This is a genomic window from Burkholderia sp. IDO3, assembly GCF_003366075.1.
GTDB lineage: Bacteria > Pseudomonadota > Gammaproteobacteria > Burkholderiales > Burkholderiaceae > Burkholderia > Burkholderia anthina.
Genome location: NZ_CP028962.1, coordinates 416065 through 440076, shown reverse-complemented (window position 1 = coordinate 440076; position 24012 = coordinate 416065). Strand labels below are relative to the sequence as shown.

The following is a 24012-nucleotide window of genomic DNA, read 5'->3' as shown; positions in this document are numbered from 1 at the left end:
CTGACGAATCCGGCTACGTCAGCAGCGCGCGTCGCCGCGCCGGAATCGGTTCCTTGACCGCATGACCCGGTCGAGCCGGCGGCGCCCGCCCGCCGTCTTCGTTGCCGATCCGATCTGTCGCCCAAATGCCGCACCCGCGGCCACCGCATCCCGCCCGCCGATTCCGCACCCGCCGGTGCCGACGGCGTTCTACCGATTTGTCGCAATCGTTCTTGCGCAAACCCGGCTGCTCTTTTCAAATATGACGCCGGGAGACAGAGCACCGCCGTCGTCCGCCGGGCCGCCGCGATGTCGCATCCGGCCCCGCTGAATCCCTTGCAAGACAAGATTCCCTCGCCATGACGGACGCCGTCCGGCATGGCATTTCTCAATCTGCCATTTGCCATTGGAATACGACATGTTCAACCGCTCCACCAGCACCGTCGAAAATGTGGATCCCGAACTCTTTGCAGCGATCGAGCAGGAAAACCGCCGCCAGGAAGAGCACATCGAGCTGATCGCGTCGGAAAACTACACGAGCCCGGCCGTGATGGCCGCACAGGGCTCGCAGCTCACGAACAAGTACGCGGAAGGTTATCCGGGCAAGCGCTACTACGGCGGCTGCGAATACGTCGACATCGTCGAGCAACTGGCGATCGACCGCGTGAAGCAGCTGTTCGGCGCGGAAGCCGCGAACGTGCAGCCGAACTCGGGCTCGCAGGCGAACCAGGGCGTGTTCTTCGCGATGCTGAAGCCGGGCGACACGATCATGGGCATGAGCCTCGCGCACGGCGGTCACCTGACGCACGGCTCGCCGGTGAACATGTCGGGCAAGTGGTTCAACGTCGTCAGCTACGGCCTGAACGAAAACGAAGACATCGACTACGAAGCCGCCGAGAAGCTCGCGCAGGAGCACAAGCCGAAGCTGATCGTCGCGGGCGCATCGGCGTTCGCGCTGAAGATCGACTTCGAGCGTCTGGCGAAGATCGCGAAGTCGGTCGGCGCCTACCTGATGGTCGACATGGCGCACTACGCCGGCCTGATCGCCGCCGGCGTGTACCCGAACCCGGTGCCGCACGCGGACTTCGTGACGACGACCACGCACAAGAGCCTGCGCGGCCCGCGCGGCGGCGTGATCCTGATGAAGTCCGAGTATGAAAAGCCGATCAACTCGGCGATCTTCCCGGGCATCCAGGGCGGCCCGCTGATGCACGTGATCGCGGCGAAGGCCGTGGCGTTCAAGGAAGCGCTGTCGCCGGAATTCAAGGAATACCAGCAGAAGGTGGTCGAGAACGCACGCGTGCTGGCTGAAACGCTGGTCAAGCGTGGGCTGCGGATCGTGTCGGGCCGTACGGAAAGCCACGTGATGCTGGTGGATCTGCGCGCGAAGAACATCACGGGCAAGGCCGCGGAAGCGGCGCTCGGCGCAGCGCACATCACGGTGAACAAGAACGCGATCCCGAACGATCCGGAAAAGCCGTTCGTCACCAGCGGCATCCGCCTCGGTTCGCCGGCGATGACGACGCGCGGCTTCGGCCCGGCGCAAGCCGAGACGGTCGGCAACCTGATTGCCGACGTGCTGGAAGCGCCGGAAGACGCAGCGACAATCGAGCGCGTACGCGCGCAAGTGGCCGAGCTGACCAAGCGTTTCCCGGTCTACGGCTGATCGCGTCACACGCGACGCGCGACGCACGCGGCCGGTTTCGAAAGCGCCGCCTCGTTCGCTGCTTCATCCGGTTGCGGCGCGAGCGCATGAAAAACGGGCTGCCGTTCATTCGGCAGCCCGTTTTTTCATCATCGCGCGAGGTCGAGCCTTGTACGACCCGCACACGCCCGACGCCGCACCGCTACACCGTCACTCCTGCTGTTCCTGCTGCGCCTGCACCTGCCGCTGCTGGATGAACTGCTTCACATCGCTCATCGTCACGCGGCCGGTGTGTTTCGCATCGATCTCGTCGAAGTGCTTCGCGACGAAACCCAGCCCGTTGCTCTGCGCCTGCGCCTTCGTCACGGCCGCGCCGTTGCTCAACACCGTATTGCCGCCGAGCCTGGCGTCGACGCGCTTTTGCGCCTGCTGCTGCAACGTCGCGCCGGTCGACGGCAACACCGGCGCCACGCGGGTCGAAGGAAAGAACGGACCGTCGACGCCGTGCCCGCCGTGTGGCAGCTTCACCGGCGCCACCGCCTGCGGCGGCAATGCGTAGGCGCTGCTCATCACGGCACCGACGACGACCAACGGAGACATACGCCGCATCAATTGGATTAGGGACATGATCGCTCGCATTCAATGGATGAATAGAGGGTTCCTTTGACAAGGAGTCCGTCGTTTACGGCGCCGTTGCCAGCGTCGTCGCGGCCGTCGCGTCCGGAACGCTGCCGGTCGGCGTGCCGGCCGGGTTCTCGTCCGGCCACGGCGGCGGCAGCGTGCGCAGCGTCAGCGCGGTCGGAATCCGGCTGCCCTGGTAGAACGTCTTCAGGTCGCGCTTCATCTGCGGACGCGCCACGTCATCCAGATAAATCATATGCCCGCCCTGGAAGAAGTTCACTTGCAGCTTCGGGTTCAGGCCCCTCACCGTTTGCAGCCGCGCGAGCTGCTTCTCCGTGTTGAAGAACGGCGTCGCCAGATCGTGGAAGCCGTTTTCCGCGAGCACCTGCAGCTTCGGATTCAACTGCAGCGCGCCGAGCAGATCGGGGATCGTGTCGGGCATCGGCTGGCCGTCATGCGAGAAGTCCCACACCTCGATGATGGCGTCGTTCAACGGCATGTACGTGGCGTTCGGCGCGGTGTAGCCGAGGTAATCGGGCATCTGCGTCGCGAGCGCGTTCGTGAACGGCTGCGAGATCAGGATGTCCGACGGGTCGCCGTCCGTTTGCAGCCGCGGATCGGCGTTCGGCAACGACACGCGTCCGTCGTACCGGCCGATCGTCGTGCCGGGCAGCAGGCTCGTGCCGAACGGATTCGCGTTGAAGTAGCCGCGCAGCGCCTGCAGGGTCATGCTCGACGGCAACGACCAGAGCTTCAGCGTCGCATCGCTCGGGAAGACCGGCGTGCCGAGCGCATCCGGAATGCCGAGCTGGCTCAACACCCACGACTGCGAGTACTTCTGCAACTGGTGGTAGATCAGCGTCGTGAACAACTCGGTCTGCAGTGCATACAGATCCTGGTTGACCGGCGCCGGCGACACCTGGTTGAAGTACGCCGCGACCGCCGCATAGCCGGGCAGATAGCCGGCCACGGTATCGGTGTCGAGCAGCAGCCCTTCTGTCGACTGCGTGATCGCCACCGCTTCCGTTGCGTCCGCGAAGTAGTTCAGGATCGACGATTGCAGCACGATCCCCGTCAGATGCACGCCGGCCGATTCGAGCGCCAGCGCGAGCATGTCGGTACGCGGCGTGCCGTACGACTCGCCGTACAGGTAGATCGGCGACGTACCGCGGCTGTTGACGTTCAGGTAGCGCTGGATGAAGTCGCGCATGATGTTGACGTCCGCATCCGTACTCCAGTACTTCTGGTTGGTGTTCGGCGCGACCGCTTCCGACAGCCCGGTGCCCGGCGGGTCGATGAACACCAGGTCGGTCGTGTCGATCAGGCTTTCGGCGTTGTCGACGAGCGGATAGTTCGGCCAGTTGTTGCCGAACAGCGGATCGGGCGTGGCGACGCGCGTCGGCGCGAACGAGCCGAGCCGCAGCCAGATCGACGACGAGCCGGGGCCGCCGTTATAGACGAACGTGACGGGGCGCGGCTTGCCGTTCTTGCCCGGCGCGGTGTACGCGACGTACGACATCGACGCTTCCGCATTGCCGCTCGCGTCCTGCGCGGTCAGGTGGCCCGTGGTCGTCGTGTAGTTGACCGTCGTGCCGCCGGACTTCCACGAGTAATGCATCACGGCCGCCTTCTCCGAGACCTGCGCGGCCGTGAGACTGTCGGCCGCATTCATCGAATAGGCGACGGGGTCGACGTAAGGCTGGTTGGCCGACGGCGTCTGGCTGCCGGCCGCCTGCGCGCTCGCCTGCTGGCTGGCGGTGGTCTGCGCGAGACTCGACGCGCCGACGGACGACGAATCGTCGCCGCCGCAGCCCGCGAGCACCAGCGTGACGACGGTCAATGCGCCTAGCCCGGCCAGCCGGCCGCGACGTTCGCGGCGGCTGCCGGTCCTGCTCCTGTCTGGTTTCATGCCTCTATCCTTGTGTTGGGTCGGATACCGCTTCACACAGGCCGCCATCGCCGGCGCGAAACGCGCAGGCGTACCCGCCACTCGCGTTGCACGGTCGGCAGACGGCGGTTGGGGATGGGACTGCTTCGAGAGACCGAACTTGATACAGACACAGCAAACTGCTGGCGGAGAATGATGCGTGGACGCCGCCCCCTTGCAGTTCTGACGACTTTTTTATTACCAAAATTTACGACATGACAAAAATAGGCGGTGCTGCGCCGCGTTGTCAAAGATCATTCCGATATTAAAAATTCTCTTATGATGCAAACGGCGGCCAGTGTATTGAATTTGAAAGAAAACGATAGTTCGAATTAGATACGTGATATCCGTCCCGCTCGCTGGAATCCACGCGCTTTCCCGCATGCCGCGCAATGCTTTGCGAGCCCTGGCGCCACGCGTACAACCGCATCGAATCGAATGGCTTTTCTTTCATTTTAATTATCGCAATTCGATTGATGCGTCACGCCGAATAAAACCATCGCCACCCACAAAATACCGACCCGAATAATTCACCGAATCGAAATACGGAATTATTTACATGCCGCTCGAATAAATCGGCCGTCCGGTCCGGACGGCATCGATATGCAATACGCGCGGTATTGCAATGAAGAAGCGATCATTCGTTCCGCGCATGCCGGATTGCGCTCGGGCAATCGTGCGCCGGACACGTGATGCATGGGGAGAGGCGCCGCGCGAGCGGCAGTGCGCGATGCTGCGTCATCGCCACCGCTCGCGCGACGACGTGCGGCTTCGCCGCACGCGTTGCTTCGCGTCGTGTTCGGCCGGCGGTCAGTTCCCGCCGCCCGGCAGCGCGATATCGATCAGCACCGGATCGTGATCCGACGAACGATAAGCGTCCGGCGCGTAGTACGTCTTCTGCTGATCCGCCGACTTGTACGCGAGCGTGTACTGCAGCGCGAGCGGCTCGTCCGCGTTGATGTGCCATTCGTGCACGGCCTTCACGTGCGATGCGAGCGGCAGCGACGCGAGTGCGTGATCGAGATAGCCGGCTTCGCCGTTGTACACGTAGCTGTACGCGTTCGCGCCGATCCAGCGCGACACGAGGTTGCGATAGCCGCGCGATTCGAGCAGGCGGATCGGGTCTTCATGCGTGTAGCTGTTGAAGTCGCCGATCAGCAGCACGCCCTGCCCCGCGACGCCCGTCGGCGTGCCGGCGAGCCAGTCGGCCAGCTTCGCGGCCGCGCGCGTGCGCGTCGGGTTCCAGCAGCCCTGGCCGTCGCCCTGGTCGAGATCGTCGTTCGTCGCGTCCGGGCAGTTCTTCGACTTCAGGTGGTTGACCGCGATCGTCAGCGCCTGCTTGTTGCCGCCGACGCGGCGGAACGACTGCGCGAGCGGCTGGCGGTTCTTGTCGTCGATCGCGAGCGTCGACGCGCGGCCGACGGGTTCGACCGCGCGGCTGTCGTAGATCATCGCGACGGTGATCGCATCGCCGCCGAGACGCGACACGCCCGGATCGACGACGCGCCAGTTGCCGCCGAGCTTCGCCGCGAGCTGGCGCACCGCGCTCAGTTCGCCGTAGCCGTTGTTCTGGATTTCCATCAGGCCGATCACGTCGGCGTTCAGCGCCTTCAGCGCGCTGACGATCTTCGCTTCCTGACGCTGGAATTCTTCGTAGTTCTTCGCACCGCGGTTGTTCGGATCGTCGAAGCCGCCGCCGAGGCCGTTACCGTTGAAGTAGTTCAGCACGTTGAACGACGCGACGCGCAGGTTCGATTTCGGATCGCGCGCGGGCGCGTTGGTGCGCGGGTTCTCGCGCTTGTCGAACGCCGGCACGGCCGCGCCGGGCAGCGGCTGCACGCGCCACGCGCCGTAGCGCACCTCGAGCACGCCTTCGACGTTGCGCACGGTGTAGCCCGAGCGCAGCGTGTTCGCGGCGGACAGCTCCGGCGCCGGATACGGCACGGTTGCCGGGTTCTGCTTGTTCGAGCCGTCGTCGAGGATCAGCTGGTTGCGCGCGTTCGCATCGATCTGCGTCTGCGCCTGCGACGGCAGCACCACGCTCGTCGGCGTGCGCAGACGGCCATTGCTCAGCATCACGCTGCCGTAGCGGCCGAGCTCGTAGTTGTCGGTGACGGTCAGCGTCTGCGGCAGGCGCACGCGCATCCCTTCATAGGCGGCGAACGCGTTCACGTTGTCGACCGGCAGCGCGAGCGTCGCGGGCGTGACCGTCTGGCCGTTCGCGCACACCGCGATCGCGCCGGCCAGCGTGAGCTGCGTCTGCCCGTACTTTTCCTCGACCTTGCCCGTCACGTGCACGAGATCGCCGGCCTTCGCGCGCGCTTTCGGCGCATAGACGAACAGCCCCTCCGATACGCCCGGCTGGTTGCGGCGCTGCGCGTCCGCCTGCTGGACGAAGAAGCCGCCGAAGCCGTCCGTGCCGCCGAAATCGGCGGTGACGACAGCTTCGATCGACGCGTTCTGGCCGGCGAGCGGCGACGGTGCGCCCGGCCCCTGGATGTCGGCGATCGGCGTCGTGCTGCCGCCGCAGTTCGGGCTGACGGGCGCGGCCGTGGCCGCGAATGCCGGTGCGGCGAGCGTGGGTAGCAGCAATAGCGGGGCAAACAGGCGGATTGTGGCGCGCATGACGGGAAATCCCGGTTGTGAGGGTGGCGAAAGCTTAGCGGCGCTTAATGACAGTTTCCGGTAATGAACGGACAGTCGGATGTAATTTGCACCGTGCTTGCCGGACGCCGGCGTACCCGCCGCGCCGGGCACGCCGCAGCGTGCCTGTGCGGGTCGCGGCCATCGTGCGGCACATTGCGGCGGCGCGACGCGCGAACGTGGATGCGCATCGCGGCGTCGGCCGCCGCGCCGGATTCGCGATCGCATTCGCATGCTTGCCGAAAGCATCCGGCTCGATTAGACTGCCCTTCGTCTTTGGGGAGTAGCCTGCTTTCCATCCCCGGAAAGCGAACGCGTCAACACACTCGGCCTGCGGCCGTGGCGCGTTCGGCCGAATCGGTCTGGCGAGACCATCGACGCATCGCGTCGTTCCAGGTCGGACGTCGGCAGATGCGTCATGGTTCGTCCACGTCCGACCACGGAGTCCCCATGTTCCTCCCGGCTTTCCCCTCACATATCGCCCCAGCCCGTGCGCTTGCCTGCGGAGGTGCCGCATGACGTTGATGCTCGTCGAACTGGCGTTCATGCTGATCGTCATCCTGGTCGCCGCCGAACTCTTCACGAATGCGCTCGAACATCTCGGCGAACGGCTGAAGATTTCCGAAGGCGTGACGGGGTCGCTGTTCGCGGCCGTCGGCACCGCGCTGCCCGAAACGATGGTGCCGCTGCTCGCGCTCGCGGGCGGCACGTCGAACGCGGCGGTGAACGAGGAAATCGGCGTCGGCGCGATTCTCGGCGCGCCGCTGATGCTCGCGACGCTGACGACCTTCCTGATGACGCTCGCCGTGATCCGCTCGCGCGGACTGACCGGCGCGATCGCGCCCGAACGGACCGGCTTCGTGCGCGACCTGAACTACTTCATCGCCGCGTTCGCGCTCGCCACCGTCGCGATGTTCGTCCCGCATCACGTGTGGGCGGTTCGCGCGCTGCTCGGCGCGATGCTGGTCGGCATCTACGTGCTGTACGTCGTGATGACGTTCCGCGCGTCGACGCAACTCGTCGATGCCGGGCACGGCACCGAAGCGCCGCACGCGATGTTCCTGTCGCGCGTCGGGCTGCCGACCAACCTGGCGACCATCGCGCTGCAGCTCGCGCTCGGCGTCGCGCTGCTCGTCGGCGGCGCGAAGGGCTTCATTCACGGCGTCGAAGGCGTGTCGCACCTGCTCGGCATCTCCGCGCTGCTGCTGTCGCTGATCATCGTGCCGATCGCAACCGAATTGCCGGAGAAGGTCAACAGCGTGCTGTGGATCCGCCGCGGCAAGGACACGCTCGCGTTCGGCAACATCACCGGCGCGATGGTGTTCCAGGGCACGCTGCTGCCGGCGATCGGCATCATGCTGACGCCGTGGGAGCCGCGCCCCGAAGTGCTGACCGGCGTGGTCATCACGCTCGCGGCGGCGGTCTGGCTGCGCGTCAATGCGCGTGCGCGCGGGCTCGCGATCGGGGCGTTGCTGGCGAACGGGGTTGCGTATGCCGGCTATCTGTTCGTGACGCTGACGCGCTGAATGCGCTGAATCCCGTCGAGCGTGTCCGGCGCATCAGGACGCGTTCGGTCGCGCGTCGGCCTGCAGCACATGCTGCACGGCCGGCCGCGCCCGCACCCGCTCGTACCATGCGCGCAGGTTCGCATGCCGGCTCAGGTCGATATCCGCGTTGTACACCGAGCGCATCCAGTCGGCCTTGCCCCAGCCCGTCAGCGCGAACAGATACGCATCGGCGATCGTGAACGTCTCGCCCGCGAGGTACAGGTTGCCGTCGAGTTGCCGGTCGATCCACACGAAGCGGCCGTCGAGCTTTTGCCGCGCCGGCTCGACGTACTGCCCTGCCTGCACCGCATACAGCAGCGGAATGAAGCCCTTGTGGATTTCGGTGCCGAGGAAGTTCAGCCATTCCATCAGCCGGTAGCGGGCGAGCGTGCCGTACGCGGGCGCGAGCCCCGCTTCCGGGCGCCGATCCGCGAGATACTGCGCGATCACCGGGCCTTCGCGCAGCATCGTGCCGTCGTCGAGTTCGAGCAGCGGCACGTAGCCGAGTGCGTTGACGTCGTAGTAGTCGCGGCCGTCGTCGATCCGATGCTTGCGCGCATCGACCGTGACGATCCGCGCGTCGAGATCCGCTTCGCGCAGCACGATGCGAATCGCCTGCGAACAGCTGCCGGGAGCGTGGTAGAGCTTCATGCGTTTCCTTCGTTGGAGGTTCGTATCTCGATTCGCCGCGACGCGGGCGCTAATATCTCGCATCGACGCAGCGATGAGAAGACGGCAGTCGTTTGTGCCGTAGCCACAAAAAAGTTACCGACCAGGGTCAGCAGCATGAAAACAAGTGCGACAGGATGTTCCGTGGAAGAAGCGATGCGCATGCTCGGCGGTCGCTGGCGGCTGCTGCTCGTGTCGTACCTGCTCGACGGGCCGAAGCGCTTCAGCGACCTGCGCCGCGACATGCCGGGCATCTCGCAGCGGATGCTGACACTCGATCTGCGCGCGCTCGAAGACGCCGGCTTCGTGCGGCGCACCGTGTATCCGGAAGTGCCGGTGCGCGTCGAGTACGATCTGACCGCGGACGGCGACCGGCTGCGGCCCGTCGTCGAAGTCATGCGCGAATTCGGGCTGTGGCTGAAGGCGCGCGATGCGCAATGCGATGCGCGCGCGACGCCCGACGCGATCGAAGCCGAAGCCGGCCTGCCCCGATAACCCCCATGCCTGGAGAACCATCATGGAACTACACGCCACCGTCGGCGCGGCCACGTCCGACATCGACGACGACGAAAGCTGCGCGAACATCTATTGCCACGACGCGCGGCAAGACTATTGCTTCTCGTTGCTGCGCTTTCCGGAGGAAGCATCGATCGAGGTGATGGTGCACGACCAGCTCACCGCGCACGTGAAGGATCTGGCGGTACGCCTGACGGGCGACACGATCGAAGTCGAGCTCGATGAGCGCACCGCCGCGCGGCTGGACGGCAATACGCATTACGTGATCCATCTCGCGCCCGGCGAGCACGACCCCGTCATGCTGCGCGCCGCGCTGAAGGAACTCTTCGACGGCAAGCGCGGCTATCGCGACGACAGCGCAAGCGCGTAAGCCCGCCATTCCCTCCACGCGCCGGCACGCCGCTCATGACACCCATCTTGCGAATCCAACCGCGTCTCCGCCATTGCGCGCTGCTGATCGCGTGCTGCGCGTCGATTGCCGCCGCGCATGCGGCCAAACCGCTGCTCACGTTCAAGGTCGACGACACCGTCACGGCCCGCGTCGAACGCGCGGACGGCACGCGCGTCACGATCCGCTTCCTGCCGGGCGGGAAAACGCAGACGCTCGACGTCGGCGTCACCGACGAGGAAGGTCATTACCGGCTCGCGTCGGACGACTACAACTTCGACGGCCACCGCGATCTCGCCGCGCACGCGCTGCTCGGGATGGTCAACGAGCGCTACGGCATCTTTCCGTACGACGCCGCACGCCAGCAGTTCGAGCCGCTGAAAATGCCGGCCGCCGACATGCCGCACGGCAACTGCGACGACCTGATCAACGTGCAGGCGAAACCGAAGGAACGCACGCTGTACAGCGCGTGCCGCGGCGGCCCGATCTGGTACACCGATGCGTACCGTTTCGACGGCAATGGCAGGATGTATCTCTATCAGGCAAGCGAAGCGATTCCCGACGATCTTCGCGACCTGCTCGACGGCGACTCGGGCCCGTCGTCGATGCTGCTGACCTACGACGAGCACGGCAAGCGCGTCTCGCGCCGCCCCGATGCGTACGGCGGCGGCAAGGTCACGTTCAAGGTGCGCCCGGCGCGCCTGCCGCTGCACGACGCGATGAACGATGCGCCGACGCGCCGCTACGTCGTCGCGGGCGATACGCTGGAACTGGTCGATGCGAGCGCCGATTTCCAGTGGCTGAAGGTGCTGTACCGCAATCCGCGCGGCGGCACGGCGCAGGGGTGGGTCGCGGCGAAGGAGGCAGCCCGCTAGCTTTACGGGCGGGTCCGGACGAGCGCCATCGCCGAAGGCATTCAGGAATTTTCCATGTGGGCTACATCTTCGCTGACGAAGTGGTGCGTCTGCGCCGCCACCATCGCCGTTGCCGCGAGCGCATTCGCCGACACCGACGCGCCTGCGTCGGTCCGGCTATCCAGCGGGCACGAACTGCAACAGGACGGAAAACGCCTGGTGGAGATCGATGCCGCACATCACCGCACGTCCACGGTGCGCTTGCCAACAGCCCTGCGTCGGGCCGTCGCGTCGGCGTCGAGCATCGGCTTCCCGTCGGCAAGCTCGAAAGTCATCGACGGCAAGGAGTTCGTCCTGGTCGTCGTCAATCAATCGTCGAGCGACAACCCGATGGGTTACTGCGGCGCCGGCGAGGAAGGCACGCTGTACGCGCTTCAGGTCAGCGGGAACGTCGCGACCTCGCGCTACGCGATGCCGGTGCAAAGCTGCCTGAACGACATATCGCTCGACACCGACGTGAACAACCGGTCGCCGTACGGCGCGATCGCGTGGCGCGACGATCCGCCGGGCTTCGGAATCGCGTGGACCTACATCGGCCATGCGGGCCCCGCGACGCGCGAATATCGCTATGACGGCGCCACGTTCGTCGAACGCGGCAAATAGCGCACGGCAGTCCGGACGGCAAAATCCCGCACGCTCACGCGGCTTTCCCATATATTGAGTGCAAAGCGTCCCATTAATAGGGATGCCTGTCCAAATGTTGACGCGCTTCGTTGCACGGCTCTAACGTTCGCCCCAATGCCATTGGATACGGCCGCCCCGCCACGCGGGTGCAGGCCGGCACAGAACACAGGAGACGACCGTGGCCCAATCCGCGTCACGCACCCACGCCAACCCGCCGGAGCAGCCGCGCACGCACGGCGGCGCCGCAGATTCCGCCGCCCGCACGACCGCTGCCGCCTTTACCGCGCCGCCGAGCCGCAAGCGCCTGCTGATCCTGATCCTGCTGTTCGTCACGGTCGTGATCAACTATCTCGACCGCAGCAACCTGTCGATCGCCGCGCCCGCGCTGTTCAAGGAACTGAACATCGATCCGGTTCGCGCGGGCCTCGTGTTCTCCGCGTTCGGCTGGACCTATGCATTGATGCAGATCCCCGGCGGCTGGCTCGTCGACAAGGTGTCGCCGCGCGTGCTGTATGCCGGCGCGCTCGCCCTGTGGTCGGCCGCGACGCTGCTGCTCGGCTTCGCCGGTTCGTTCGTCGGGCTGATCGTGTTGCGTCTCGCGGTGGGCGCGCTCGAAGCGCCGGCCTACCCGATCAACAACCGCGTGGTGACGACGTGGTTCCCGACCCGCGAGCGCGCCAGCGCGATCGGCGGCTATACGTCCGGGCAGTTCGTCGGCCTCGCGTTCCTCACGCCCGTGCTCGCGTGGCTGCAGGTGCATCTCGGCTGGCACATGGTGTTCGTCGCGACCGGCATCGTGGGCATCGCGTGGGCCGCGATCTGGTATGCGGTGTATCGCGAGCCACGTGCGTTCCCCGGCGTCAACGCCGCGGAGATCGCGCTGATCCGCGACGGTGGCGGCCTCGTCGATCTCGAGGACCGCATCGCCGCGCGCAGCGAACGCACGCCGTCGACGTGGCGCGACCTCGGCGTCGTGCTCGGCCGGCGCAAGCTGTGGGGCATCTATCTCGGGCAGTTCGCGCTGAACTCGACGCTGTGGTTCTTCCTCACGTGGTTCCCAACCTATCTCGTGAAGTATCGCGGAATGGACTTCATCAAGTCGGGCTTTCTCGCGTCGCTGCCGTTTCTCGCCGCGTTCGTCGGCGTGCTGTGCTCGGGCCTGCTGTCGGACTGGCTGATGCGCCGCGGCGCATCGCAGGGTTTCGCGCGCAAGCTGCCGATCATCTCGGGGCTGCTGATCTCGACCTGCATCATCGGTGCGAATTACGTGAGCTCGACCGGCTGGGTGATCGCGTTCATGACGATCGCGTTCTTCGGCAACGGCTTCGCGTCGATCACGTGGTCGCTCGTGTCGGGGCTCGCGCCCGCGCGGCTGCTCGGCCTCACGGGCGGCATGTTCAACCTGATCGGCAACCTGTCCGCGATCGCGACGCCGATCGTGATCGGGCTGCTCGTCGACGGCGCCGACTTCTCGCGCGCGATCACCTACATCGCCGCGATGGCGCTCGCCGGCAGCCTGTCGTACGGGCTGCTGGTCGGCAAGGTCGAGCGCATCGACGCCTGAGTGCAAACCGGTGCGGCACGCGCGTGCCACACCGTTCTCCCCTCCATCCGCGAATCAGAACCGCAGGAACCCGTCGCGCGCGAGGTCGTGCGGATTTCCCGCCGCGTAGTCGAGCGCGCATGCGTCGGTATCGATACCGACCGTCAGCAGCGTTTCCCAGCGCTCGGTGTCCGGCATCGACAGATCCGGATGGAAGCACACCACCGCCTGGTCGCCGGCCGCGCCGCACATCGCCGCCGCACGCTCGCGCACGTCGGCGCTCGTCATCCCCGTCACCACATCGTTCAGGTGCGCGAAACGCTCGCGCGTCGTCGAGCTGTCCGGCATGCATTCGCCGCCGCTCAACGCACGATCGAGGAAGTGGTTCGTATGCAGAAGCCAGCCGTCCGGACGCGGCACGACCACACCGACGCCCGACGGGCTCAGCTCGATGCTCGCCGCGCGCGGATGCCCATCTTGTCGCGTGAATACCGTCAGCACCGTCGACGCGCTCACGCGCGCGCTGCGCGCGAGGTCGATCGCGTCCTGCACCGTCGTCGCTTCTTCGAGCATGCGCCGCGCGATCGCGTGCACCGGCACGCCCGCACCGTCGTTGTCGCTCGCGTGGTGCAGGATGTTGAAGTGCAGCCCCAGCCCCGCGCTGTTCACGCCGAGCTTCGCGAGCATCCCGAATTCGGAGAACAGCTTCACGGTGGGGCCGTGCCGCGTGCCGAACTGCATCAGCAAACCTTGCGGCGCGAGGCTGTCGTGCCAGTCCCACGTCTGCAGCGTGCGCGGCGCGTCGGGGCCGGCCGGTGCGTAGACGGTCGTCGAGCATTCGCCTTCGGCCGATGCGGGCGCCGTGGCGAGAATCTCGGTGCGCGCGTTCAGGCACGCGAGCTGCCAGCGCGGCAGGTCGACGCCGTCCGCGATCGCATCGATCTCGTCGGCCAGCGCGGGGCACCATGCCCCGAGCGACGCGAGGCTCGCCTCGCCGATCTCCCGCGCGCGCTGCGGCGCGATGCCGAGCTTCGGAAAGAACGCGAGGTAGCGCGCGACCGTCTCGCGGATCTCCGCCGCGAACTGCTCGCCGATGCGGCGGCCGCGCGCGCGCGGATCGGTGAGGTCGGTCGCGAAAGTGTGCAGCTTCAAGATGAATTCTCCTGGGTTGAATGGGGTCCGGGCGCATCCGGCCCGGACCGGGTTGCCTCGCGCGGCGACGGCAGGCGCTGGCAGGCGACGGCCTCGATCAGAACGCGTAGATGAACTGCATCCCGGCCAGATCGTTGCTGCGCCCGTAGGTGCCGTTGCTCCTCAGGAACACCGGATGGTTCGCCGCGTCGTGTCGATACTCGACCTTCACGGTGATCTGCTGCGTCGGATAGAACAGCAGGTCGGCCGTGATCGCATAGCGCTGCGCGCCCTTGCACTCGGTGCCGTTCGCCGCCGAGCCCCGGAAGCACGACGGATCGATGCCGAAGCCACTCGACCCGTTCACCGACGGATTGCCGCCCGCGAGCCCGTACTGGATATTCGTGCCGCCGCCGCCGTTCGCCGTGTTGTTCAGGTAGTCGACGCGCAGCGTCGCGCCCATCCGGCCGACCCACGCCGACGTCCACTTCGTATGGCCGAGCAGCGACATCCCGTACCAGCGCGCGGTGCCGCCGTTCCACGCGCCCTTCTGCAATTCGCCGTAGTCGACCTGCGCGTTGATCTGCGTCTTGTCGTGCGTGTAGGTCATGTCGGCTTCCACGTACTTGTAGAGGCCCGTCGGCGACGATCCGTTGCACTGGTAGCCGTAGCCGCCCGCATCCGCGCACGGCGAGAACAGCGACTGCCGTCCGAGCATGCCGGAAATCCCGAAGTCGAATGCGGTCGACGTCGCGTTGTCGAAGCGCGCGGTGAGGGTCGGCGTCCAGTTGGTCTTGGTCGTGTTGTTCGCCGCGTTCGCGATCGCGCCGGCCGTGCGCAGCACCTCGTTGCCGACGATCACCTGCCAGAAGCGCGTCATCGCGTCGTTCGAGCCCTTCAGCCCGATGCCGACCAGGTTGCCCGGTTCGCTGAAGTCGTACAGCAAACCATGCGTGAGCGTGAGCATCTGGTTCGACGGCTGCACCTCGTAGCCGGCGAGGCTCGTCATCATCCCGGCCTCGAAGGTCTTCGTCGTGCCGAGCGGCACGTTGACCTGCGCCTGCGTGACGATGTTGTTGCCGATGCCGCCGTGCGCGTTGCTGAACACGTTGCCGAAGCCGCGGTTCGGCTGGATCACGATCTCGGCCGACGGCGCCATCGGGCCGACGCCGAAGGTCTTCTTGATGTCGAGGTAGACGTCGCCGATCGTGCTGTTGAAGTAGTCGTACGCGCCCGGATCGTGGTTCAGGAACTGGAACCCGGACGTGCGTTGCGCGCGGTTGAACAGGTACACCGGATCGATGTAGCCGGTGATGCTCAGGCCCGCAAGCGGGCCGGTCGTCGCGGCTTCCTGCAGCGAGTCGACCTTCAGCGACGCGTTCGCGATCTGCTCGCGCATCTGCTGCAGGTCGTCGTTCGTGAACGCGGGCGCGGCATCCGCTGCCGGGGTGGCGGCCGCCGCCGTGTCGATCGTGCCGATCGGCGCGCCGCCGGCCGATGCCGGGGCAGCGCTTGCGGTCGCCGGCGCCTTCGCCGCGAGCATGCTCGCGCGCAGCTCGCTCACCTGCTGCTGTAGTGCCGTGACCTGCGCCTGCAGTACCTTCATCTTGCTCGAGTCGGTCGCGTCGCGCGGCGTGTGTGCGAATGCCGATGCCGCGTCGAACGCGAGCAGGCACAGCGCCGTCATGTGTTTGATTTTCATGTCGTGTGGGAATCGTCGGGACGAGCGCGCCCCCGCCCGCCGCGAGGGGCGGCGGGGCACGCGCAAACGAAAGCGGGGAACGGGGCCGGCTTACTCGGTCTTCAGCTTGGTCCAGAGCCGGTTCTGCAGGCGCATCAGCTCGGGCGGAACCGGCTTGCTGAGGCTCAGCTTGCGGATCACGTCGGCCGGCGGGAACACGGACGGATCGCTCGTCACTTCCGCACGCACGAGACGCTTCGACGACGGCACCGCGGACGGATACGACGTGTCGTTGGTCAGGTTCGCGCTCTCCTTCTCCGACAGCACGAAGTTGACGAACTTCTGCGCGGCGTCCGGATACGGCGCGTCCTTCGGGATCGCCATCATGTCGAACCACATCGCGCTGCCTTCGCTCGGGATCACGTACTTGATGTGATACGGCTTCTTCGCGGCGGCGGCCGCGATGCGCGCGGAGTTCACGTCGCCCGACCAGCCGAGCGCGATACAGATGTCGCCGCCCGCGAGATCGTTGATGTAGCTCGTCGAATTGAACTGCGTGATGTACGGCCGCACCGTCTTCAGCAGCGCGTACGCGGCCTGGTAGTCGGCCGGGTTCGTCGTGTTCGGATCCTTCTTCAGATAGACGAACGCCATCCCGAACGCGTCGACCGGCGAATCGAGCACCGACACCCCGCAGCCTTTCAGCTTGCTCGCGTACTTCGGATCGAACAGCAGCGACCAGCTGTCGAGCGGCGCGTCGTTGCCGAGCACGGCCTTCACCTTCTCGACGTTCATCCCGAGCCCGTCGGTGCCCCATGTCCACGGAATGCCGTACTGGTTGCCCGGATCGTCCTTCGACAGCACCTTCATGATTTCAGGGTCGAGCAGCCCGTAGTTCGGCACCTGGGCCTTGTCGATCTTGCGATAGATGCCGGCCTGCAGCTGCCGCGCCCAGAAGATGTCGGACGGCACGACGACATCGTAGCCCGACGTGCCCGACAGCAGCTTCGCCTGCAGCGTCTCGTTCGAATCGAACTCCTGGTAGACGACCTTGATGCCGGTCGCCTTCTCGAAGTTCGCGACCGTCTGCTTGCCGATCGAGTTGCCCCAGTTGTACACGTTGACGACATCCGCCGCGTGCGCGGACGGCGCTCCGAGCCCCGCGAGCCCGCCGAGCGCGAGCGCCGCGCAGGCCGTTCGCAGCGTGTGGTTCCAGTCTCCTGCCATGTTTTCCTCCGTCGATATCGTGGTCCGTTCGTCGCGAACGGTGTTTCGTTCGGTCAGGAAAATGTAGCCAGAGGAAATTGGCCGGTCTGCCCTGCCAACAGGGGGACACGCTACACAATCGGCATGCGGCGCAAGCGGTTTGAAAGCGATTCCGTCACCGCTTCGCCGCGCCGCTGCCGCTTCGCCCGCTCAGCGAACGCCGATGCCCGTGCGCGCGCCGAACGCCTCGCCCACGTGTGTGACGCCGCCGTCCATCATCGTCAGCGCGACGTCGATGCGGCCGATGTCGTACTGGCCGACTTCGAACAGGTCGTTCTCCAGCACGACCAGATCCGCGCGCTTGCCGGGCGTCAGCGAGCCGACCTCGTGCTCCATCCCGAGCTGGTACGCGCCGTGGATCGTGTACGCGGCGATCAGCTGCGGAATGCTCAGGCGCTCGGCGATGTCCGGGAACACCGGCGCGTCGGGCTCGCCCGCGAGCTGGCGCGTGTGGCCCGATTCGATGTGTTCGAGCGGCTTGTGCTGGCAGCGGCACTGGCACGCGAGGCCGTCCATCCCGATCGACACCGTCACGCCCGCCTCGACGAACGTGCGGAACTTGTACATGTTGCTCCAGCGTTCGTGGCCGTAGTGGTCGCGCAACTGCTCGGTGTAGGCGTCGACCACGCCCCATTGCAACTGCGTGTTCGCCATCACGCCCGCGCGGCGGAAGCGCGGAATGTCGTCCGGATGCGTGAGGAACGCGTGCGTGATCACGTGGCGGCGATCGCGCGGCGGGTTGTCCCGATTGACCGTTTCGAAGCCCTCCAGCGCCATCCGCACGGCCGCGTCGCCCACGCAGTGAACCATCACGTTCGCGTTCGCGCGATCGGCTTCGACGAGATAGCGGTTGAACGTGTCGGCCGGCATCGTCGGCGCGCCGCAGGTGTCGGGGCGGTCCGCGTACGGCTCCAGCAGATACGCGGTGTGGTTCGCCTCGGTGCCGTCGAGGAACAGCTTCAGCGCGCGCGCCTTCACGAGCGGCGAATCGTATTGCTCGCGATATTTCACCAGCGTGCCGACCGGATCGTCGATCTCGCCGATCACCGCGACGCTGCCGACCACGCGCAGCTTCAGGTCGCCCGCGCGCTCCATCGTCTGCAGCGTCTCGTACAGCAGCGACTGGTCGCCGCTCGCATCGAAGAAGCCCGCATCGAACACGGTTGTCACGCCCGCCGCGCACAGCTTCTTCTGCCACGGCGGAATCGACTTCAGGTACAGGTCGATGCCGGTCGGCAGCAGCCCGGCCGCGCTGATCCGCTGCATCAGGATCGAATACGCGGCGCCGTCGACCACCAGCCCGGTCGGCTCGCCCGTCACCGCGTCCTTCTCGAACCAGCTCGCGCCTTCCTGCACCGGCGGCGTCGACGCGTCGATGCCCGCGATCTCCAGCGCCTTCGAGTTGACCCACATCGAATGGAAGTCGGTCGACAGCAGGCACACCGGGCGATCCGCGCAGATCGCATCGAGCGTTTCCTTGCGCAGCAGCGCGGGCGGAATCGTCGCCTGCACCCAGCCCATCCCGGTGATCGCCGGCTCGTCCGGATGCGCTTCCACGTACGCGCGCAGCGCGCCGAGCACCTTCCGCGGATCCTCGTAGTTGACGAACGCCTGGAACGCGAACGCGGTCGTCTCGAAGTGCCAGTGCGACTCGACGAAGCCCGGCAGCACGAGCCGCCCGCCCGCATCGACGACCTGCGTCGCCGCGCCGACATGCGCGTGCACGCCCGCGGTATCGCCGACATAGACGATCCGGCCGTCGCGCACCGCGACGGCCTGCGCCCACGGCCGATGCGGATCGACGGTGTAGACCTTCGCGTGCGTCAGCACGAAATCCGCCGGCGCCGCGGCCGGGTGCGTCGATGGGTTCTGCATTGCTTGTCCTTTCCGGTTTTCGAAGTGCTTTCACTATAGGCAGACGATACGCACGGGTCTGCCCCCCCGGCGCCGGGGCTTGCGCGGAATCGGGCGGTGCGCGGCGGGTTGCTTGTCGTCAATGTGAGGACAACGCGCGACACGGGCTGCAAAATCCGGTGAATTCCCGGCAGACGCGCACGCGGGCTTCGCGTAACGTCGCGCTGTCATCCGCTCGACTCCGCCCACCATGCGACTTCTCCATCCCGATCCCGGCGCGCCAGGCCACTACCTGGTCGGCGTGCGGCCCGGCTCGCTCGGCGCGACGCTGCGCGCGGTCGGCACGCCCGATTTCATCGGCGCGATCACCGCGTTCGTGAACGACAGCATCGCAGCCGACGCCGTGCATCTCGAACGCTGGCGCGCCGACACGGGCAGCGCGTCCGGTCACGTCGTCGAGTGGCTGGGCAGCGGCAGCACGCGCTATGCGTCGGACACGCTGCGCGTGATGGATGCGTACTACCAGGACTACTGCCACGTCGATCCGCTGTTCGCGCCGCTGCGCGGCAAGGCCGGCACGCTGCTCGTGCAGCGTCATATCGACGGGCTCGCGCAGGGCGACTTCCGCCGCCGCATCTTCGACGAGCCGCGCATCGCGCAGGAATGCGTGCTGGTGCACGGCACCGCGCACATGCAGTACGCGCTCGGGCTCGCGCGCACCGACGGGCAGGCCGCGTTCACGACCGACGAGCTGTTCCACTTCCGGCAGATGGTCGACCTGCTGTTCCCGATGTTCGAGCTGCATGCGCGCTCGTGCGCCGCGCGGCGGGTCACGTCGATGTCGGCGAGCGCGGTGTCGTATGCGGGTTTCGATGCGCGTCTCGAACGGCAGCAGGTGCAGTTGTCGCGCCGCGAGCACGAGATCTGCAAGCTGCTGCTGTGCGGACGTTCGGTGCCCGAGGCCGCGCAGCAGCTCGACGTGAAACTGTCGACCGCCGAGTCGTACGTGAAACGCGCGTTCGCGAAGCTCGGCGTGCGCACGCGCCGCGAGCTGTTCGACTGGGTGATGGTGGACTGCTGACGCGACGCGGCGCGCACGCCGCGCGCGCTACGCGGCCAGCGCGACCGACTTGATGTTGAACGCGCGCAGCAGGTCGTCGCAGAACGCATCGACGATCGGCTTGTCGCTCGTGCTGCGCTTCATCGCGAGATGCAGCGGCACGTCGAAGCTGAACGTCGAGCGGCCGACCGCCTTCACGAGCCCGCGCTGCTCGAACGGCTCCGCGTAATGCGCGGGCAGATAGCCGAGATGGCCGCCCGACAGGATCAGGATCGTCGCGGCCTCGATGCTGTCCGCGCTCGCGGTCACGCGCCGCTCCGGCAGCGGATACTGCTCCTCCGGCACCGGATAGGTGCGCCATACCCAGTCGTGCGCCTGCAGATCGTCGGCCGACACCGGCCGCGACGCATGAAACAGCGGATGCCCGCGCCCGCAGTAGATCACCTGCTCCTCGGTAAACAGCGGCGTGTAGTCGAGCCCCGGCACGCGATGCCAGAAATAGCCGATCGCGAGATCGAGCTGGTTGTTGACGAGGCTTTCCTCCAGCTCCTGCGGCGACGCGACCTTCATCGCGAACGTGACGGCCTGGTCGCGCTTGCGGAACGCGCCGATCGCGTCGGCGAGGCGCGCATTCTCGACGAGCGGCGCCTGGCCGATCAGCCCGATCGACAGCGTGCCGACCAGCTTGCGGTCGATGTCGCGCACGCGCGCGACGAACTCGGACGTCGCCGCGACCAGCGTGCGCGCGGTCGCCGCGAAGCGCTCGCCCTTCGACGTCAGGCGAAAGCCGCCGCGGCCGCGATCGCACAGCTTGAAGCCGACGCGCGCTTCGAGCGCGGACAGCTGCGTGCTGATGGTCGACTGCCGCACGCCGAGCGACGCCTCGGCGGCCGTGATGCCGCGTGCGTCGACGACGGCCAGAAAGACCCGGATGAGCCGGAGATCGAGATCGGTGGTATTCGAGAACATGCTTCAAGCCGCTGCGCATGCGCGCGTTGCCGGGCCGGCACGGCACGACGCGCATCGCGCGCCCCGCCGGCCGCCTTCGCCGATGAACCGAATCGGTCGCGCGCCGCCATCGGCAGCGACGCGCGCCGCGTCCGTCACTCGGGTGTCGCCACGAGTGCGCGCTCCATGCCGAACACTGCGGGCCGCAGCCGCACGTAGCAGAGGAACGCCACCGCGCACAGCACGATCGCCGCGATCAGCGCCGACTGCGTGCCGACGCGCTCGATCAGCGAGCCGCCCGTGACCGAGCCGACGCCGTAGCCGAGCGCGACACAGCCCGGCGACAACGCGGCCGACTTGCCGACCAGGTCGTACTGCGGAATCGTCGCGTAGATCAGCAGCGCGCCGCCCGTCCAGCAGCCGATGAACACGATCGCGCCGAGCGTGAAGGTCGCGACCGACGCCGGCATCGCGAGCAGCACGGCCGCGACCGCGCAGCCGCCGAGGTTCACGAGCGTCCAGCGGCGCAGCCCCGCGCCGGCGCCGAGCTTCGGCATCGCCGCGCAGATCACGAGGCTCGCGACGTTCGCGATGCCGAGCACGAGCGAGACCGCTTTGCCGCTCAGGCCCGCATCGGTGCCGATCTTCTCGAGGAAAGTCCACACGACGCCCACGCCGCCGTACAGCGCGAGCTGCGCACACAGCACCAGCATCGCGCCGTTGCGGTCGATGCCGCCGCTCGCGCCATCCGGCGTCGGCGCGGCCAGCGTCTCGCCGCGGCGAAACAGCGGCGTCGCGAGCACGAACGCGCCGAGCACCATCGCGACGAAGCCGAACACGCCATGCGCGCCCCACGTGTCGCTCAGCATCGGGAAGATGTAGGCGAGCAGCACCATGCTCCACAGCACCTGCCCCATCAGCATCATCCCGAGATTGCGCTCCGGCGCGCGCGAATACGACAGGTAGCGCAGCGCGATGCCGTTCAGCCCGCCCGAGCCGACGCCCGCGATGAACTGCAGCACCGAATACGCGACGAGCCCGTGCGTCGCGAGCGTGCCGAGGTTCGCGCCGGCCGCGAGCGCGACGGCCCCCGCGAGCACGAACCGCACCGGCTGGCGGCCGAGCACGAACGCGACGAGCAGCGTGCCGGTCGATTCGCCGAGCACCTCGACGAAACTCGACAGCCCGAGCGCCGCTTCGCCGAAGCCCCAATGACGTTCGACCTGCCCGACGATCGCGGGCAGGCCGAGAAATACCGTCGGCCCGAGCATGCCGAGCAGCAGCATCACGACGACGAACAGCGCGCTTTCCCGTCGCGCTTCATCCTGCAGATTCACACCAGTCATTCCGTGTCTCTCTCCGTGTCCGCGGTGCGGACCGTCCCCTCGAGGGGTTGTTGTCGTGCGGCGGCGGCTGCACCTGCGCCGCCGCGTCGTTTACATCGGGAAGCCCATCGCCTTGATGCCGTTGATCCACGCGCGCTTCCAGCCGCCCTCTTCATCGGCGCCGTCGAACGCATGGAACGTGATCTTCGCGGCGACCCAGCGCATCGGTTCGGGCGGGATGTAGCTCGGGCTCTGGTTCGCGATGTCGAGCTTGCGCTCGGGGCTGTCGCGATCGAACAGGATGTTCAGGCCCATGAACGCGCCGAACCGGCTCGCCGCAACGCCGAAGCCCGTATAGCCGGCGACGAACACGGCCTTGTCGCCGAGATAGCGCTTCGCGAACACCGAGCCGCGCGAACAGTAGTCAATCGGGCCGCCCCACGCGTGCGAGAAGCGCACGTCGCTCAGTTGCGGGAACGTGCGGTAGAACGCCTCCGCGAGCCGGAGGTAGGTGTCGCGCTGGCCGTCCTGATGCGGTTCGGGATCGCCGTCGAAGTGATAGCTGACCAGCCCGCCGAAGATGATGTTGTTGTTCTTCGTCAGCCGGAAATAGTTGAGCTGCGTGCGCGTGTCGTACACGCCCTGGCGATTCTTCCAGCCGATCCGCGCAAGCTGTTCGTCGGTGAGCGGTTCCGTTGCGAGCACGTGGTCGCGCACCTGCATCACGCGGCGGTTGATGTCGGGAATGCCGACCTTCGCGGTGCCGCTGCCGAACACGACGCGCGGTGCGCGTATGCTGCCCTTCGGCGTCTTCACGAACACCGTGCTGCCTTCGTCGGTCACGGTCGTGAGCGGCGTGTGCTCGTACAGCTTCACGCCGAGCTGCAGCGCCGCGCGCTTGAGCCCCCACGCGAGCTTCGCCGGGTGCACGATGCCGCTGCGATTGCGCGACCACAGCGCGCCCGCGAACAGCGGCGAGTTCAGTTGCTCGAGCGTTTCCTCGCGGTTGAGCAGCACGACGTTGTGCCCGTATTCGCGATGCAGGTCGTAGTCGCCCTTCAGGTGCGCGATGTGCTCGGGGTCGACCGCCACCGTCATTTCGCCGTTCCACTCGACGTCGGCGTCGATGTCGTAGCGCTTCAGCGTTTCCTCGAAGCCGTCGAGGTTGTGATGGCCGAATTCCTCGAGCTGCGCGATGTCGTTCGGGAACACCCGCACCGCGTTCGGCAGCCCGTGCATCACCGACGTCGAGATGATCCCGCCCGCGCGGCCCGATGCGCCGTGCGCGACCTTGCCGGCCTCGATCAGCACCACGTTCAGGTGCGGCATCTGCTCCTTCGCCTGCACGGCCGTCCACAGCCCGGTGAAGCCGCCGCCGACGATCAGCAGGTCGGCCGTCACGTCGCCGACGAGCGCCGGCTCGGTGGCCGGCGCGGCCGGGTTGTCGAGCCAGTACGGGAACAGCTTCGTATTCGCGAGCGCGTCGGCGGCGCTCAGTGCGACCGGTGCGCCGCGCGAGGCGTGCGCGTGAGCCGGTGCGGCTCGTGTTGCTTCGTTGACTTCCATTTCCATGATCCCAGCCATCCCACGTGAACGCGGCCCGCGCCTGTCGTGCATGCGCGGCGTGCCGATTTCGCCGATTTCGCCGATTTCGCCGATTTCGCCGATCGGCGCAAGCACCGCAAGCCGCGACGCGTTCCGCCGGAACGCGCGCAACGGACGTCGCTTGCG

General features: G+C 66.9%; 19 protein-coding genes and 1 riboswitch. Of the genes, 8 read left to right on the top strand and 11 right to left on the bottom strand.

Going from position 1 to position 24012, the window contains the following annotated elements; translation table 11 throughout:
• Positions 1-397: 397 nt before the first annotated feature.
• A complete protein-coding gene (gene glyA, locus DCN14_RS02155; RefSeq protein ID WP_115531402.1) occupies positions 398-1645 on the top strand; it encodes a serine hydroxymethyltransferase in 1248 nt (415 codons plus the stop codon).
• 189 nt (positions 1646-1834) lie between these two features.
• On the opposite strand, the gene DCN14_RS02150 is transcribed toward glyA, so the two are convergent.
• From DCN14_RS02150 to DCN14_RS02140, 3 genes are all read right to left on the bottom strand, one after another.
• Positions 1835-2224: a 2-oxoglutarate dehydrogenase gene (locus tag DCN14_RS02150; protein ID WP_240327244.1), complete on the bottom strand. Its 390-nt coding sequence runs from the start codon at positions 2222-2224 to the stop codon at positions 1835-1837.
• Between the two features lie 82 nt (positions 2225-2306).
• Positions 2307-4154, bottom strand: a complete 1848-nt coding sequence (locus DCN14_RS02145; RefSeq protein WP_096507887.1) for a peptidase S10 — start codon at positions 4152-4154, stop codon at positions 2307-2309.
• Between the two features lie 828 nt (positions 4155-4982).
• A complete protein-coding gene (locus tag DCN14_RS02140; protein WP_096507888.1) occupies positions 4983-6797 on the bottom strand; it encodes an ExeM/NucH family extracellular endonuclease in 1815 nt (604 codons plus the stop codon).
• Positions 6798-7081: 284 nt separating this feature from the next.
• A riboswitch (yybP-ykoY riboswitch) is annotated at positions 7082-7257 on the top strand.
• A 73-nt stretch (positions 7258-7330) separates the two neighbouring features.
• Here DCN14_RS02140 and DCN14_RS02130 point away from each other — a divergent pair.
• Entirely contained in the window at positions 7331-8341 is a 1011-nt protein-coding gene (locus DCN14_RS02130) for a sodium:calcium antiporter (protein WP_096507890.1), read from the top strand.
• 33 nt (positions 8342-8374) lie between these two features.
• On the opposite strand, the gene gstA is transcribed toward DCN14_RS02130, so the two are convergent.
• On the bottom strand, positions 8375-9013 hold the full coding sequence (gene gstA / locus DCN14_RS02125) for a glutathione transferase GstA (RefSeq protein ID WP_096507891.1): 639 nt from the start codon (positions 9011-9013) through the stop codon (positions 8375-8377).
• Positions 9014-9148: 135 nt separating this feature from the next.
• Here gstA and DCN14_RS02120 point away from each other — a divergent pair, with 135 nt between their 5' ends.
• The 5 genes from DCN14_RS02120 to DCN14_RS02100 all read left to right on the top strand — a co-directional run bounded on the left by DCN14_RS02120 (position 9149) and on the right by DCN14_RS02100 (position 13037).
• Positions 9149-9526, top strand: a complete 378-nt coding sequence (locus tag DCN14_RS02120; RefSeq protein WP_096507892.1) for a helix-turn-helix domain-containing protein — start codon at positions 9149-9151, stop codon at positions 9524-9526.
• Positions 9527-9548: 22 nt separating this feature from the next.
• Positions 9549-9917 (top strand): hypothetical protein, encoded by a 369-nt coding sequence (locus DCN14_RS02115; RefSeq protein ID WP_096507893.1) that lies wholly within the window; start codon positions 9549-9551, stop codon positions 9915-9917.
• Positions 9918-9952: 35 nt separating this feature from the next.
• On the top strand, positions 9953-10810 hold the full coding sequence (locus DCN14_RS02110; RefSeq protein WP_096507894.1) for a hypothetical protein: 858 nt from the start codon (positions 9953-9955) through the stop codon (positions 10808-10810).
• 54 nt (positions 10811-10864) lie between these two features.
• Entirely contained in the window at positions 10865-11452 is a 588-nt protein-coding gene (locus DCN14_RS02105; protein ID WP_096507895.1) for a hypothetical protein, read from the top strand.
• Positions 11453-11651: 199 nt separating this feature from the next.
• Positions 11652-13037, top strand: coding sequence for an MFS transporter (locus tag DCN14_RS02100; RefSeq protein WP_096507896.1), 1386 nt, complete (start codon positions 11652-11654; stop codon positions 13035-13037).
• Positions 13038-13091: 54 nt separating this feature from the next.
• On the opposite strand, the gene DCN14_RS02095 is transcribed toward DCN14_RS02100, so the two are convergent.
• The 4 genes from DCN14_RS02095 to DCN14_RS02080 form a co-directional block, all read right to left on the bottom strand.
• Positions 13092-14168 (bottom strand): C45 family peptidase, encoded by a 1077-nt coding sequence (locus tag DCN14_RS02095; RefSeq protein ID WP_096507897.1) that lies wholly within the window; start codon positions 14166-14168, stop codon positions 13092-13094.
• Positions 14169-14265: 97 nt separating this feature from the next.
• The gene (locus tag DCN14_RS02090) at positions 14266-15849 is read right to left on the bottom strand and encodes a DUF3138 family protein (protein ID WP_096507898.1); all 1584 of its coding nucleotides are present in this window, start codon (positions 15847-15849) and stop codon (positions 14266-14268) included.
• A gap of 90 nt (positions 15850-15939) precedes the next feature.
• On the bottom strand, positions 15940-17055 hold the full coding sequence (locus tag DCN14_RS02085; RefSeq protein ID WP_096507899.1) for a polyamine ABC transporter substrate-binding protein: 1116 nt from the start codon (positions 17053-17055) through the stop codon (positions 15940-15942).
• Between the two features lie 189 nt (positions 17056-17244).
• Complete coding sequence (locus DCN14_RS02080; protein WP_096507900.1) at positions 17245-18969, bottom strand: amidohydrolase; 1725 nt, start codon at positions 18967-18969, stop codon at positions 17245-17247.
• A 229-nt stretch (positions 18970-19198) separates the two neighbouring features.
• Between DCN14_RS02080 and DCN14_RS02075 the strand changes: the two genes are divergently transcribed.
• Positions 19199-20029, top strand: a complete 831-nt coding sequence (locus DCN14_RS02075) for a helix-turn-helix transcriptional regulator (RefSeq protein ID WP_096507901.1) — start codon at positions 19199-19201, stop codon at positions 20027-20029.
• 27 nt (positions 20030-20056) lie between these two features.
• Here DCN14_RS02075 and DCN14_RS02070 read toward each other — a convergent pair whose 3' ends face one another.
• From DCN14_RS02070 to DCN14_RS02060, 3 genes are all read right to left on the bottom strand, one after another.
• Positions 20057-20977, bottom strand: coding sequence for a LysR family transcriptional regulator (locus DCN14_RS02070; RefSeq protein ID WP_096507902.1), 921 nt, complete (start codon positions 20975-20977; stop codon positions 20057-20059).
• A gap of 134 nt (positions 20978-21111) precedes the next feature.
• Positions 21112-22302, bottom strand: a complete 1191-nt coding sequence (locus DCN14_RS02065; protein ID WP_096507903.1) for an MFS transporter — start codon at positions 22300-22302, stop codon at positions 21112-21114.
• A 90-nt stretch (positions 22303-22392) separates the two neighbouring features.
• A complete protein-coding gene (locus DCN14_RS02060; RefSeq protein ID WP_096507984.1) occupies positions 22393-23853 on the bottom strand; it encodes an FAD-dependent oxidoreductase in 1461 nt (486 codons plus the stop codon).
• Positions 23854-24012: the final 159 nt, after the last annotated feature.